13 protein-coding genes and 1 pseudogene are annotated in these 13764 nt (G+C 70.6%); 7 read left to right on the top strand and 7 right to left on the bottom strand.

Annotated elements, in window-relative coordinates; translation table 11 throughout:
* Positions 1-43: 43 nt before the first annotated feature.
* From OO60_RS39370 to OO60_RS39355, 4 genes are all read left to right on the top strand, one after another.
* Complete coding sequence (locus OO60_RS39370; RefSeq protein WP_004560560.1) at positions 44-592, top strand: hypothetical protein; 549 nt, start codon at positions 44-46, stop codon at positions 590-592.
* Positions 589-1563, top strand: coding sequence for a coiled-coil domain-containing protein (locus OO60_RS39365; RefSeq protein ID WP_004560559.1), 975 nt, complete (start codon positions 589-591; stop codon positions 1561-1563). Before OO60_RS39370 ends, OO60_RS39365 begins: the two co-directional genes overlap by 4 nt.
* A gap of 85 nt (positions 1564-1648) precedes the next feature.
* Positions 1649-2194, top strand: coding sequence for a hypothetical protein (locus OO60_RS39360; RefSeq protein WP_033263289.1), 546 nt, complete (start codon positions 1649-1651; stop codon positions 2192-2194).
* Entirely contained in the window at positions 2191-3051 is an 861-nt protein-coding gene (locus OO60_RS39355; RefSeq protein WP_004560557.1) for a hypothetical protein, read from the top strand. The genes OO60_RS39360 and OO60_RS39355 overlap by 4 nt, the downstream gene beginning before the upstream one ends.
* 1 nt (position 3052) lies before the next feature.
* Here the strand turns inward: OO60_RS39355 and OO60_RS39350 are convergent, their stop codons facing one another.
* The 6 genes and pseudogenes from OO60_RS39350 to OO60_RS39325 form a co-directional block, all read right to left on the bottom strand.
* Entirely contained in the window at positions 3053-3550 is a 498-nt protein-coding gene (locus tag OO60_RS39350; protein ID WP_004560556.1) for a putative immunity protein, read from the bottom strand.
* Positions 3551-3561: 11 nt separating this feature from the next.
* The gene (locus OO60_RS39345; protein WP_004560555.1) at positions 3562-4710 is read right to left on the bottom strand and encodes an NAD(P)/FAD-dependent oxidoreductase; all 1149 of its coding nucleotides are present in this window, start codon (positions 4708-4710) and stop codon (positions 3562-3564) included.
* Positions 4707-5027: a bifunctional 3-phenylpropionate/cinnamic acid dioxygenase ferredoxin subunit gene (locus OO60_RS39340; RefSeq protein ID WP_004560554.1), complete on the bottom strand. Its 321-nt coding sequence runs from the start codon at positions 5025-5027 to the stop codon at positions 4707-4709. The genes OO60_RS39345 and OO60_RS39340 overlap by 4 nt, the downstream gene beginning before the upstream one ends.
* Positions 5028-5210: 183 nt before the next feature.
* Complete coding sequence (gene betA, locus OO60_RS39335; RefSeq protein WP_004560553.1) at positions 5211-6869, bottom strand: choline dehydrogenase; 1659 nt, start codon at positions 6867-6869, stop codon at positions 5211-5213.
* An 8-nt stretch (positions 6870-6877) separates the two neighbouring features.
* Positions 6878-8446, bottom strand: a complete 1569-nt coding sequence (locus OO60_RS39330) for an amino acid permease (protein WP_004560552.1) — start codon at positions 8444-8446, stop codon at positions 6878-6880.
* Positions 8447-8479: 33 nt separating this feature from the next.
* Positions 8480-9901 (bottom strand): annotated as a pseudogene (locus OO60_RS39325) (aldehyde dehydrogenase family protein); the annotation flags it as partial.
* An 85-nt stretch (positions 9902-9986) separates the two neighbouring features.
* Here OO60_RS39325 and OO60_RS39320 point away from each other — a divergent pair.
* Positions 9987-10574: a TetR/AcrR family transcriptional regulator gene (locus OO60_RS39320; RefSeq protein WP_004560550.1), complete on the top strand. Its 588-nt coding sequence runs from the start codon at positions 9987-9989 to the stop codon at positions 10572-10574.
* 94 nt (positions 10575-10668) lie between these two features.
* Positions 10669-11787: an aromatic ring-hydroxylating oxygenase subunit alpha gene (locus OO60_RS39315; RefSeq protein ID WP_004560549.1), complete on the top strand. Its 1119-nt coding sequence runs from the start codon at positions 10669-10671 to the stop codon at positions 11785-11787.
* A 48-nt stretch (positions 11788-11835) separates the two neighbouring features.
* On the opposite strand, the gene OO60_RS39310 is transcribed toward OO60_RS39315, so the two are convergent.
* Positions 11836-12483: a GntR family transcriptional regulator gene (locus OO60_RS39310; RefSeq protein WP_004560548.1), complete on the bottom strand. Its 648-nt coding sequence runs from the start codon at positions 12481-12483 to the stop codon at positions 11836-11838.
* A gap of 62 nt (positions 12484-12545) precedes the next feature.
* On the opposite strand from OO60_RS39310, the gene OO60_RS39305 reads away from it, so the two are divergent.
* On the top strand, positions 12546-13757 hold the full coding sequence (locus tag OO60_RS39305; RefSeq protein WP_004560547.1) for a sarcosine oxidase subunit beta family protein: 1212 nt from the start codon (positions 12546-12548) through the stop codon (positions 13755-13757).
* Positions 13758-13764: the final 7 nt, after the last annotated feature.

The raw sequence follows: 13764 nt of genomic DNA, 5'->3' as shown, positions 1-13764 counted from the left end.
CGCGTTGGCCGGTGGTGACGGCGGCGGCACCTAAAGTGGTCGTGTGACGACTCCGGCGCAGCACGACCGCGACCTGGCGCAGGGGCGCGTCGCCCGGCTCAAGCAGGACCTGCGGGACGGGCTCGCGACCCCGCCCGGCGACGTCGAGGCGATGGACGAGCTGGTGGCGACGGCCCACCGGCTGCTCGACGCGGAGGTGGCCTTCGACGAGGCCAGGCGCCGGCTCGCCGACGCCGAACTCGAGTCCCGGCACGCGGCCACGCAGCGCGCGGTCGTCTGGTTCGCGGCCGCGCCCGTGCTGGTACCGCTGGTCGCCGGGGCGCTGGTGCTGTTCGAGGTGCGCTCGCCGGTGTGGCTGCTCCTGCTGGTGCCGTTGTTCGGCGCGGGGGCGTGGATCGGCTTCGCCCCGGTCCGCCGCTCGGGCGCGGTGATCCGCGAGCGGACGCGGGCGGCGTGGACGGGCAGCCTCACGGCTTTGGTACTGGTGCTCGCGCTGATCCCGTGGTCCGGGGCGGTGGTCTGCACGATCCTGGCGGCGCTGGGCGCCGCGGGCACGATCGCGCTGCTGTGGCGGGAAAGCCGGATCCCGTGAGCCACGGCTACGCGACCTACGGCGACGACCCGGAGTTCTCGCAGGAGTACGCCGAGCCGGTGGATCCGGCGCGCCGCGACCTCGACGAGCTGTTCGCGGCGGTGGACGGGCTGCGCGCCGCCGACGACCGCCTGGGCCAGGACGTCGCCGACCTGGCGGAGCGGCTCGAGCGCGGCGGCCCGGACCCCCAGGACGACCGGATCGACCGCCTCGGCAGGCAGCTGGAGCGGCTGCAGCAGCAGGTCCGGGTCTTGGAGCGCGCGGTCCGCGTCGCCGACGGGGTACCGCAGGCGGACCTCGACGACGTCGGCACGGAGACGCGCGCACTCGCGGCCGAGGCGGCGCGGTGGGACGACCTGCACAAGGAGCTGGTGACGAAGGAGCAGCGGGCCCGGTACGCGGAGGAGATCGCGCACCTGGACGCGGTGCGCGGAGCGCTTTCGCGGTGTGACGCGGACCTGCTGGAGGTGGTGCGCGTCCTGGCATCGACGGACCGAGGGTCCCGCGCCCGAGGCGACGCGGAGTCGTCGTTGCGGGCATCATCGACCCGCCGCCGGACGTTGCTGGACGAGGAGATCCCGGCGGCGGTCTCGGCGGCCGACCAGGCGCGGCTGGCGTTGCGCGAGGCGGACGCGGTCGAGGCCAGGGTGGTCCCGCAGCTGGAGCGCGCCGAGCGGGCGTGGCACGACCTGCAGGTCCGGCTGCGGACGCGGATCACGGACGCTTTGGGGGCCAGCGCGTTGCTGCCGATGTGGTTCGGGAACGCGTTGGGAGTGGCCCCACCATCGGGAACATCGGGCGACGCATGGATCCGCACGGCGGCGTCGGTGCTGGCGTACCGGGTGACGTTCGGGGTGACGGATCAGGCGTTGCCGTTGGGGCCGCCGCCTGCGGAGGAGGCGGACCCGACCGACCGGCGGTGGACCTGGCGGGCTCGGCTGGAGTCCGATTTGGACGAACTCGCGCTTTGACGCTCCCGTTCGGCCGATCGGCTGAATCTGGGTGTCGCCTGGCCGGCCACGGAACATCGCCGGGTGCCACGGCGACTGTAGGGCCATGGAAGAGCCCGGGGAGACCACCCGCAACACAGTGAGCGGGACCGTGCACGGCAACGTCGTCCAGGCCGGCCGCGTCGGGGACGTGTACCTGGGCGAGGTGCACCACCACGGGACCACCGAGCCCGACTACCTGGCCGAAGGGGTCCGCGCCCTGGGCCGCAAGGACTACGAGACGGCCGTGGCGCAGCTCGGGCAGGCGCGCCGGGCGACGGCGGATCCCGAGCTGGACTTCCTTTTCGCCCTTGCGCTCCTGCGCGGCCGGCGGCCGCACCGGGTCAGGTCGAACGACGAGCTGACCGCCGTCCGCGACAGCCTCCGCCGGGTCATGCTGCTCCCGCATGCACGGATCCTCCTGCTGCTGATCGAAGAAGACCGGGGCCGGGGCTGGCAGCAGGGCGGCACCGTGCCCGACCTCGTGCCGGCGCTCGTGGCCGCCGCGGATCCCGGGCAGGTCAGGCGGATCCTCGACCACGTCAGCGCCCCGGAGAACCGGGTGTGGCAGCTGCTCGCCGCCGCGAAGCGGGGATGGGAGACCGGACGATGACGCTGTCCGAGGCCGCCGACGACCGCCGGGAGATCGTCGACCGGTACTTCGCCCGGATGCCGAGCGCGCAGGAGCGGGCGCGCATCTGGCTGTATGCCGGTGGTGGGGCGGCGGTGATCGTGGTGGGCGTGCTGCTCACCGTGGCCGGTCCTTGGCTGCTCGGAATCGCCGTGATCGCCCTCGGCGGTGTCGGCTTGGCGCGCGGCCTCCCGCTGTACGAGGCGTACCGCGACGCCTGCGAGGCGGCGCTGCCCAAGCCGCGGGACGCGATCATCGACAAGATCCGCGACCACGAACTCGCCAAGGTCCGCCGGCGTGCCCTGGAGCGGCTCGACCTGACCGCCGAGGACCTCGAACTGGCGCCGGTGGACTGGGACCCGCTGGCCGACGCCGGGCTCGGTGCGGCGCCGCGGGATCCGCTCGTCGTCACCGGCCCGGTTCCGACGTCCCGCGCAACGCTGGGTGGTGACGGCGTCTGGCGGTTCTCCCGGTACGCCGTCCTCGTGCTCTGCCCGACCGACTATCACCTGGCCCTGTACCGGTGCGTGATCGACCTGCGCGTTGCCGGGTTGTTCCAGGAGGAGACCCACGAGTACCACTACGCGGACGTCGTCGCGGTCTTGACGGCGGTCAGCGACGGCAGCGACCTGCCCGCGGAAGACGACGGCGGCCTCTGGTTCGAGAAGGTGTTGCTGCACGAGTTTCAGCTGGTCGTCGCCAGCGGGGATCGGACAAGGATCGTCTTCGGCATCTCCGACGAGCGCCACCCCGACCAGCAGCTCAGGCTGCCGCCTTCGGGCATCGACAACGTCGTGCGCACGGTTCGCACCATGCTGCGGGACAAGAAGGCCGCGTAGGTCAGCCTTGAGCCGATCGAAGGGCGGTTTCCAGCCGGCGGTGCAGTTCACCCAGGCGGGTCTTGCCCGGCCTGCCTGGCGGGAACCTCCGCAATGTCTCCCGCACCCCCTCAGGAGCCTGCGACAGCGCCCACTCGAGCTCCGCCTCCGCGGAACCGCCCGCCAGCTCGCACGCCAACGCCGCCTGCTGGGCCGGGCCCACGATGTGCTTCACCTGGTGCGGCGACGCCAACGGATGCAGGTACGCCGCCCCGGCCGCACCCACCGCGGCGCGGGCCGCCGCCGACGCCGCCGGGGTGGAAGCTGAACCCGCCGCCGCCAACGCCTCCCAGGCCGCCGCGCGCAAGCCGCGTGTTCGGGGGCCTCCCGACGCGAACTCCCGGGCCGCCGCGATCGCCGCTGCCGGGCGGGGGTCGTCCGGGATCAACGGCAGGACCCGGGCCGCGCAGGCCGCCGCCCAGCTCGTCAGCACCCGCAGTTCGTCAAGACTCAGCTCCATGCCCCTGAAGCTTATCCTTGAACCGCCGGTTGAGACTCCGGGCGGCGCAGGGCCTGGCGGCGGAGGCGGTTGAACAGCTTGGCGTTGTTCCACGCGAACACCCCCACCGTGACGCCGTCCCGTGAGAACGTCGCCACGAACGAGGCCGCCGATGGGTCGCCGTCGACGAACGACACTGTGTCGTCCGGGCGGGGGTGGCCGGCCAGCTGCAACGTGCCCGAATACTGGTCCGACCACACGTATCCGCTCGGCGTGTACGTCCGTGCGGTGTGCCCGGCCAGCAGGTTGGCCACCGCGACCGGGGCCTGCTCCGACGCGTTCGTCCAGTGCTCGTGCCGCCGTCCGCCGTAGCGGGCCACGTCGCCCACCGCGACCACCGACGGCAGCTCGGTGACCAGACCCTCGTCCGTGTGCACGCCGTTGCCGACCCTCAAACCGGACCCCGCCAGCCACTCCGTCGACGGCGTCATCCCGACACCCGTCACGACCACGTCGGCCGGGACCACCGAACCGGACGCCAGCGAGACGCCCGCCGGGGAAATGCCCGTCACCTGGACGCCGCAGCGCAGGTCCGTGCCGTGGTCGAGGTGCAGCCGGGCGCAAACCGCGGCCAGCGAGGGGCCCAGCACCGGCGCCAAAGGTGCGTCCAACGCCTCCAGGACGACCACGTCGAGACCCAGCGAACGGCAGGTCGAAGCCACCTCGGCCCCGATGAACCCGGCCCCGACGACGGCCACGCGGACCCCGGGGACCAAAGCAGCGCGCAACGCAAGAGCGTCGTCGACCGTCCGCAACACGTGAGCGCCCTCGAAGCCCGGCAGCGTCCGCGCGCGGCCGCCGGTGGCGATCACCACGCCGTCCGCGTGCACCGATGTGCCGTCCGACAGCCGCACGCGCCGCTCGGCCGGGTCCAGGGCCGTGGCCGCCACCCCGAGCCGGAAATCGAGGGCCAGGGACGCCAGGTCACCGGTGTCGAGCAGGTCCAGCGACTCGCGCGACGCCGTCCCGGCGAGGAAGCCCTTGGACAGCGGCGGCCGGTCGTAGGGCAGGTGCGCCTCCGCGCCGATCAGCACGATGCCGCCGTCGTACCCCTGCGCGCGCAGCTCCTGCGCCGCGCGGACCCCGGCGAGCGACGCGCCGACGACCGCGACGCGCTTCACGCGGCGTCCTCGTCCGCCGCGTCCTGGACGTAGATGACCCCTCCGTCGACGACCACGGCGTACGTGCGCACCGGGTCCTTCGCCGGCAGGCAGGTCGGCATGCCCGTGCGCAGGTCGAACAGCGCCGCGTGCAGCGGGCACTCGACGAAGCAACCTTCGAGCCAGCCGTCGGCCAGGGAGGCGTCCTGGTGGGTGCACGTGTCGCCGATGGCGTACAGCTCGCCGTCCTCGGTGCGGAACACCGCGATCGCGGGCGGCCCGGGCAGCCGGACGGACTCACCGGGGGGCAGCTCGTCCACCGTGCACGCGCGAATCATGACGCCTCCGGGTAAAGTTGCGCATTGGGGAACATCGACTGCGATACGCAACAAGTCTGAGTCCGGCGGTGAGCCGCGTCAAGGGGATACGCTTCGGTAGTTTCCGTTACCCGGTAACGGGTATCCCGGGCACGCCGAAGCGCCCGTACCGGGGATGGCGGCACGGGCGCGACGGCGTCCGGGTCAGTTCTCCCCGTGCCGGTAGAACGGGGTCTTGATCGGGGCGAGCGGGGTGTTGCCGAGGATCAGGTCGGCGGCCTTCTCGGCGGTCATCATCACCGGCGCGTAGATGTTGCCGTTGGTGATGTAGGGCATCACCGACGCGTCGACCACGCGCAGGCCCTCGGTGCCGTGCACCCGCATGCTCTGCGGGTCGACGACCGCCATGTCGTCGACGCCCATCTTGGTCGTGCACGACGGGTGCAGCGCCGTCTCGGCGTCCTTGGCGACCCAGTCGAGGATCTCTTCGTCGGTCTCCACGGACGGTCCCGGCGAGATCTCCCCGCCGTTGTAGGGGTCCAATGCGGACTGGTTGAGGATCTTCCGCGCCACCCGCACCGCTTCCACCCATTCGCGACGGTCGGTTTCGGTGGACAGGTAGTTGAACTTGATCGCCGGGTGCTGCCGCGGGTCGGTGGAGGTGATCTTCACCGAGCCGCGCGTGTCGGCGTACATCGGGCCGACGTGCACCTGGTAGCCGTGCCCCTCCGTGGGCGCCGAGCCGTCGTAGCGGATCGCCACCGGCAGGAAGTGGAACATCAGGTTCGGGTACTTCACCTCGTCGTTGGACCGGACGAACCCGCCGCCCTCGAAGTGGTTGGTGGCGGCCGGCCCGGACCGCAGGAACAGCCACTGCGCGCCGATGTAGGGCCGCTTCCACTTCGCCAGCGACGGCTGCATCGACACCGGTTGCTTGCAGGCGTACTGGATGTACACCTCCAGGTGGTCCTGCAGGTTCTCGCCGACGCCCGGCAGGTCCTTGACGACGTCGATGCCGAGCTTCTCCAGTTCCGCCGCGTTCCCGACGCCGGACAGCTGCAGCAGCTGCGGGCTGTTGATCGCGCCGCCGCAGAGGATGATCTCCTTGCCGTACACCTCACCCGGCACGCCGCGGCCCTGCGCGTACTCGACGCCGACCGCGCGGGTGCCGTCGAAGAGGATCTGCGACACGAACGCGTGCGTCTTCACCGTCAGGTTGGGCCGGTCCATCACCGGGTGCAGATACGCGCCCGCCGCTGACAACCGCCGTCCTTTTCGGACGTTCCGGTCGAAGGCCGCGAAGCCTTCCTGCCGGTAGCCGTTGACGTCGTCGGTGCGCGGGTAGCCCGCCTGTTCGGCGGCGTCGAAGAAGGCCCCGAACAACGGGTTCGACGCCGGGCCGCGTTCCAGTTCGAGCGGCCCGTCGTGGCCGCGCCACTGACCGTCCGGTGGGTCCGCGAGGCAGTTCTCCATGCGGTTGAAGTACGGCAGGCAGTGCGCGTAGTCCCAAGTGGACATCCCGGGATCGCTCGCCCAGCGCTCGTAGTCCATCGGGTTGCCGCGCTGGAAGATCATCCCGTTGATGCTGGACGACCCGCCGAGCACCTTGCCGCGCGCGTGGTAGATGCGACGCCGGTTCATGTACGGCTCGGGCTCGCTGCGGTAGCCCCAGTCGTAGAACTTCGACCCGATCGGGAAGGTCAGCGCGGCCGGCATGTGGATGAAGACGTCCCACTTGTAGTCCGAGCGGCCCGCCTCCAGGACGAGGACCTTGTTCGCCGGGTCGGCCGAGAGCCGGTTCGCCAGCGCGCAGCCCGCCGAGCCACCGCCGACGATGACGAAGTCGTAGGTATCGGAACTCATGCGTCCTCCTAGCCGGGCAGGGAATCCGGGGCCGCGTCGGGCATGTGCTCGGGGCTGGTGTGGGCCGAACCCCAGGTGCGCCGCCGGACGTAGAGCATGATCGCACCGATGATCACGATCAGCGCGGTGACGATCACCGCGCCCCACTGGAAGTACCAGTGGTCGTTGCCGTAGACCTCGGCGCGCGGCCAGATCAGGTTGATCGTCATGCCGGCGCCGTAGACCACCGCGACCAGGTTCACCAGGGTGCCCCAGCGGCCCAGCTTGAAGTACGGCCCGTGCTCGGGCCGGGGCCAGCTCCCGCGCAGGCGGCGCACCAGCATCGGGCCGGTGACCATCAGGTAGGGGATGTAGAACAGGATGATCGCCGTCGAGGTCAGGATGAAGAACGCCCGCTGGTTGCCGAGGTTGATCAGCAGCACGACGACGGTGAGGCCGCCGGTGAGCAGCGCGGGCAGCACCGGGGTCTTCGACCGCGGCGACACCTTCGCCATCGCGCGGCTGAACGGCAGGCGGCCGTCGCGGGCCATCGCCCAGGTCATCCGGATCGCCGCGGTCTGCACGGCGAGGCAGCAGACGGTGATCGCGATCGCCGAGCAGATCAGGAACGCGTCGCCGAGCCCCTCGCCGAGCGTGCTCTTCAGCAGGTACGGCATGCCGGACGTGCTGAGTTCCTTGGCGCTCAGGTCGCCGACGGCCATCATGCCGAACAGCATGATCAGCCCGCCCACGACGAACGCCGCGGTGATCGCCCGCAGGATCGCGCGGGGCGCGTGCCGCCGCGGCTGGGTGGTTTCCTCGGCCAGCGAACCCGCGGTGTCGAAGCCGTAGAAGACGTACGCGCTCATCAGCGACGCCACCAGGAACGCCCCGAGGTACCCGAGTGACTGGCCCTCGCCCGTGCCCGCGGTGTCGAACACCAGGCCGGGGCCGCGCTTGATGTGGATGGCCAGCGCGATCACCAGCAGGATGCTCGCGCCCAGCTCCACCGCGACGCCGAAGTTGTTGATCTTCGCCATCAGCCGGACGCCGATGATGTTGACGATCGTGGCGAACACGACCAGCACCAGGGCCAGGATGATGGCGTTCTGCGCGCCGCCCGGGGTCGAGGTCAGGCCGGCGTCGTCGTCGCTGCCGACGATCTGGAACGCGGTCGACACCTGGGGCAGGATGATCTGGTAGGCCACCGCGACGGCCGCCGCCGTGACGATCGCGCCGATGATCATGATCCAGCCGGCCAGCCACGACGTCGCCGGTTTCGCGATCTGCTTGGCCCACTGGTACACCGAGCCGGCGAGCGGGTACTGCCCCGCCAGTTCGGCGAAGCAGAGGGCGACGGCGAACTGGCCGAGGAAGACCAGCGGCCACGTCCAGATGAAGGCCGGGCCCCCCGACCCGAAGCCGAAGAAGAAGAGCTGGAACACGCCGGTCAGGATGGAGATGTAGCTGAACCCGGCGGCGAAGCTGGAGAACGACCCGAGGGAGCGCTCGAGTTCCTGGCGGTAGCCGAACTTCTCGAGTTCGGAGCTGTCGTCGGCAGCAGGCCCCCCGCCCGCCGGTATTTCCTGAGTGGTCATGGCAACGTCCTCACGTGGTGGGGGAGGGAGTGGCTAGCCTTTGAACCAGTGCTGCGGAACGGGATCGATGTTCTGGTAGATGTGCTTGCTCTCCTGGTATTCGGCCAGCCCGGACGGCCCGAGTTCGCGGCCGATGCCCGATCTGCCGAAACCACCCCACTCCGCCTGCGGCAGGTAGGGGTGGTAGTCGTTGATCCACACGGTGCCGTGGCGCAGGGCCCCGGCGACCCGCTGGGCGCGGGACGCGTCCGACGTCCACACGGCCCCGGCGAGCCCGTACTCGGTGTCGTTGGCCAGCGCGATCGCGTCGGCCTCGTCGGTGAAGCGTTCCACGGTGACGACCGGGCCGAAGACCTCTTCCCGGACGATCGTCATGTCCCGGGTGCAGTCGGAGAACACGGTGGGGCGCAGGAAGAAACCGCTTTCGTACGCCGGTCCTTCGGGTCGCTTGCCGCCCGCCCGCAGCGTCGCGCCCTCCTTGAGAGCGCTTTCGATGTAGTCCTCGACCTTGGCGCGGTGCTGCGCCGAGACGAGCGCGCCGGTTTCGGTGGCGGGATCGAGGGGGTCGCCGACGCGGATGCGGTCGGCGCGCGCGGCGAGGTCCGCGACGAACCGGTCGTGGATTCCCTCCTGGACGATCAGCCGCGCGCCCGCCGAACAGACCTGTCCGGAGTGGACGAAGGCGGCCATCAGGGCGTAGTCGAGCGCGGTGTCGTAGTCGGCGTCGTCGAAGACGACGTTCGGGTTCTTGCCGCCGAGCTCGAGGGCGACCCGGCGGACGCCCTTCGCGGCGGCCGTCATGATCTTCTCGCCGGTCGAGTAGCCGCCGGTGAAGGAGACCAGGTCGACGGCCGGGTGCTCGACCATTGCCGCGCCGACGCGGCCGTCGCCGAGCAGCAGGGTGACGACGCCGTCCGGCACGCCCGCCTCTTCGAGCAGCTCGACCAGCTTCATCGTGGTCAGCGGGGTGACCTCGCTGGGCTTGAGGACCATCGTGTTGCCCGCGGCCAGTGCCGGCGCGACCTTCCAGGACATCTGGAGCAGCGGGTAGTTCCAGGGGGCGATGAGCGCACAGACGCCGACCGGTTCGTGCACGATCCGGCTGACCACGGTGGCGCTGCCCGCGTCGACCAGGCGTCCGGCGTCCTTGTCGGCGAGGTCGGCGTAGTAGCGGAAGACGTTCGTCACGTCGTCTATGTCGATCCGGCCTTCGCCGAGGGTCTTGCCGGTGTCCAGGCTCTCGATGCGAGCCAGTTCCTCGCGGTCGCGGACCAGGAGATCGGCGGTCCGGCGCAGCAGCGCGCCGCGTTCACCGGCGGTGGTACGTCGCCACGGACCGTCGTCGAACGCCCGCCGGGCGGCTCCGACCGCGGCATCGACCTCCGCGCGGCTCGCCTCGGCGACGGTCGCGATGACCTCGCCGGTCGCGGGGTTCAGCACATCGAACATGCGGCCCTTCCCGGAGCGGTAGTGGCTGCTGGGCGGCTAGAGTGCGTACATTTGTACGCGAAGTGTGTACAGATGTCCACAAGGGGGCTCGATGGTGAAGAGCGAACCCGGCGCAACGCGGCGCCGCGGTCCGAACGACCCCGAGCGGCGGGCGCGGATCGCCAAGGCGGCGATCGAGGTGGTCGCGCAGCGGGGGATCGACGGCGTCACCCACCGCTCGGTGGCGGCCGCGGCCGGCGTCCCGCTCGGCTCGACGACCTACCACTTCGCCACCCTGGACGACCTCCTCGAGGTCGCACTGCACGAGGCGGCCGAGAATAACGTCCACGCGCTGAAGGAATGGGAGTCCGCGCTCCCGCCGGACGCCGACTTCGCCGCCGCGCTGGCCGAACTGGTGATGGGTTACATCAACGAGCAGTACCGGGACACCGTCGTCGAGTACGACCTGTACGTCGCGGCCCTGCACCGGCCCGCGCTGCGGAAGGCGAGCGCGGCCTGGGACGAAGCGCTCATCGCGTTCTTCGGCTCCCGCACCGACCCGCTCACCGGGCGGCTGCTGGCGGGGTTGTTCTGCGGCCTGCTGATGCAGGCGGCCCTGGCCGATCCCCGCCCGGCCCGTGCGGAGATCGAAACGCTGTTCCGGCGGGCGATCGAGGGACCGCCGGCGCGAACTTGTTGACACAGGTCCCGGGCGGCAGTCACTCTGGTGCGGATTGGGCAACAAGACGCGTTCTGCGCAACTCCCGAACTGATCCGCGGAGAGGACCACGCCGGTGACCGCACTCGATCTCCCGCCGAGCCTGCTCGCCACCCTGCCCGGCCCCGCCTACACCGATCCGGCGATCTTCGCGCTGGAGCAGGCGAAGATCTTCGAAGCGGACTGGTTCTGCGCTGTGCGCAGCGCCGACCTCGCCGGGCCCGGGTCGTTCGAGACCGTGCAGATCGGCCGGGAGAGCGTGCTCGTCTCCCGGGGCCGGGACGGGCGGCTCAACGCGTTCCTCAACGTCTGCCGCCACCGCGGCGCCCGGCTGTGCACCGCCGAGAGCGGCACCGTCAAGCGGGCCTTCCAGTGCCCGTACCACGCCTGGACGTACGGCCTCGACGGCAAGCTGATCGCCGCGCCGAACCTCACCGGGATGCCGGACGTCGACCGCACCGAGTTCGGCCTCACCCGGCTGCACCTGCGCGAATGGCTCGGCTACGCCTGGGTCTGCCTGGCCGGCGAGCCGCCGTCCTTCGAAGACACCGTGATCGGGGCCGTCACCGAGCGGCTCGGCGGGCCGGCCGAGATCGACGCCTACGGCATCGACGGCCTGGCGCTCGGCAAACGCATCGAGTACGACGTGAAAGCCAACTGGAAGCAGATCATCGAAAACTTCATGGAGTGCTACCACTGCGCGACGATCCATCCGGAGCTCACCGAGGTGCTCCCGGAGTTCGCCGACGGGTACGCCGCGCAGTACTACGTCGGCCACGGCGCCGAGTTCGGCGGTGACATCAAGGGCTTCACCGTCGACGGCAGCGAAGGCGTCGACCGCCTCCCCGGGGTCACCGAAGCCCAGGACCGCAAGTACTACGCGATCACCATCAAACCGGGCGTCTTCGTCAACCTCGTCCCCGACCACGTGATCCTGCACCGGATGTTCCCGCTGGCCCCGGACCGGACGCTGGTCCGCTGCGACTGGCTGTACCTGCCCGAAGTCGTCGAATCCGGCACGGACCTGAGCCGCTCGGTCGAGCTCTTCCACCGCGTCAACCTGCAGGACTTCGAAGCCTGTGAACGCTGCCAGCTCGCGATGGACTCGCGTTCGTACGCCAACGGCGGCGTGCTCGTGCCCAGCGAGCACCACATCGGCGCCTTCCACGACTGGGTGCGGGCCCGCCTGTCGTGAGTGTTTAGGAGGGTTAGAACCCTCCTAAACACTCACGAGAACCTGCGCTCAGATCAACGCGCGGATGGCGGCCTCGAACCCGGTGACGTGCGCGTGCGTCAACGCGGCGGCCTTCTCGCCGTCGCCCTCGATGATCGCGGTGAGGAGCGGGACGTGCTCGTGGACGTGGCCGGCCATCCCGGACAGCCGGGGCACGAACACGCACCAGATCCGCGTCGCCAGGTTGTCGTACCGGATCAGCGTGTCCTCGAGGAACGGGTTGTGCACGCACCGGTAGATCGCCCGGTGCAGGGCGAGGTCGGTGCGCAGCAGCTCGGCGTTGTCCCCGCCGGCGACGTCGGCGTCGAGCTGCGCGCGCAGCTCGGTCAGGGTGGCCCGGTCGGCGTCCGTGGCCCGCGCGGCCGCGGCGGCCGTCGCCATCGGTTCGAGGGTGCGCCGGACCTCGGAGATGTGCGCGAGGTCGGAGATGTTGACGTCGGTGGCGAACGTCCCCCGCCGCGGGTAGGCGACGACGAGCCGTTCGGACTCCAGCCGCTTGAGCGCCTCTCGGATCGGCGTCCGGCCCATGCCGAGCGCGGTGCCGAGCTCCTCCTCGTTGATGGGCGAGCCCGGCGGGATGTCGAGCATGACCAGGCGATCACGGACGAACAGGTACGCCTGTTCGGCCAGCGACGGGGGATTGACCTGCGGGTGCATGGCGCTTAGCCTACATCGACGATTGATATATCAGAAGTCGACCAGTCCTCGGAGGACGCTCGATGACCGATCTGCCGGAGCACCCGGACTTCCTCTGGGACAACCCCGAGCCTCGCAAGAGTTACGACGTGGTCGTCGTGGGCGGCGGCGGGCACGGCCTGGCCACCGCGTACTACCTGGCCAAGCAGGGCATCACGAACGTCGCCGTGCTGGAGAAGGGCTGGCTCGCCGGCGGCAACATGGCCCGCAACACCACGATCATCCGCTCCAACTACCTGTGGGACGAGAGTTCCGGCATCTACGAGCACTCCCTCAAGCTGTGGGAAGGGCTCGAAGAGGACCTCGGCTACCCGATCCTGTTCAGCCAGCGCGGGGTGCTCAACCTGGCGCACAGCCTGCAGGACGTCCGCGACAGCGTCCGCCGCGTCGAGGCCAACAAGCTCAACGGCATCGACGCCGAGTGGGTGGACGCCGATCGTGTCAAGGAGATCTGCCCGATCGTCAACACCTCGCCGGACGTCCGCTACCCGGTGCTCGGCGCGACCTTCCAGCCGCGCGCGGGCATCGCCAAGCACGACTACGTGGCTTGGGGTTTCGCCCGCGCCGCGCACGCGATGGGCGTGGACCTGATCCAGAACTGCGAGGTCACCGGCATCACGACGGCCGGTGGGCGGGTCACCGGGGTGGACACCGGCAGGGGCCGGATCGCCGCGAACAAGGTGGCGCTGTGCGCGGCTGGGCACACGTCGGTGCTGGCCCGCATGGTCGGGCTCGACCTGCCGCTGACGTCGCACCCGCTGCAGGCGCTGGTGTCCGAGCTGCTGGAGCCGATCCACCCGACGGTCGTCATGTCGAACGCCGTGCACGTCTACGTTTCCCAGGCGCACAAGGGCGAACTCGTGATGGGCGCGGGCATCGACAGCTACAACGGCTACGGCCAGCGCGGTTCGTTCCACATCATCGAGCAGCAGATGGCGGCCGCGCTGGAGCTGTTCCCGGTGTTCGCGCGGGCGCACCTGCTGCGGACCTGGGCCGGGATCGTCGACACCAGCCCGGACGCCTCGCCGATCATCGGCCTGACCCCGGTGGAGAACCTGTTCCTCAACTGCGGCTGGGGGACCGGCGGGTTCAAGGCGACCCCCGGTGTCGGGGACGTCTTCGCGGCGACCATCGCCCGCGGGAAGCCCCACGAATACGCCGAACCGTTCACTTTGGACCGGTTCACCACCGGTGCCCTCGTCGACGAGCACGGCGCTGCCGCCGTCGCGCACTAGGAGTTCT

The organism is Amycolatopsis vancoresmycina, assembly GCF_000716785.1.
Classification (GTDB): Bacteria; Actinomycetota; Actinomycetes; order Mycobacteriales; family Pseudonocardiaceae; genus Amycolatopsis; species Amycolatopsis vancoresmycina.
This window is presented reverse-complemented; position numbering and strand designations above follow the sequence as displayed.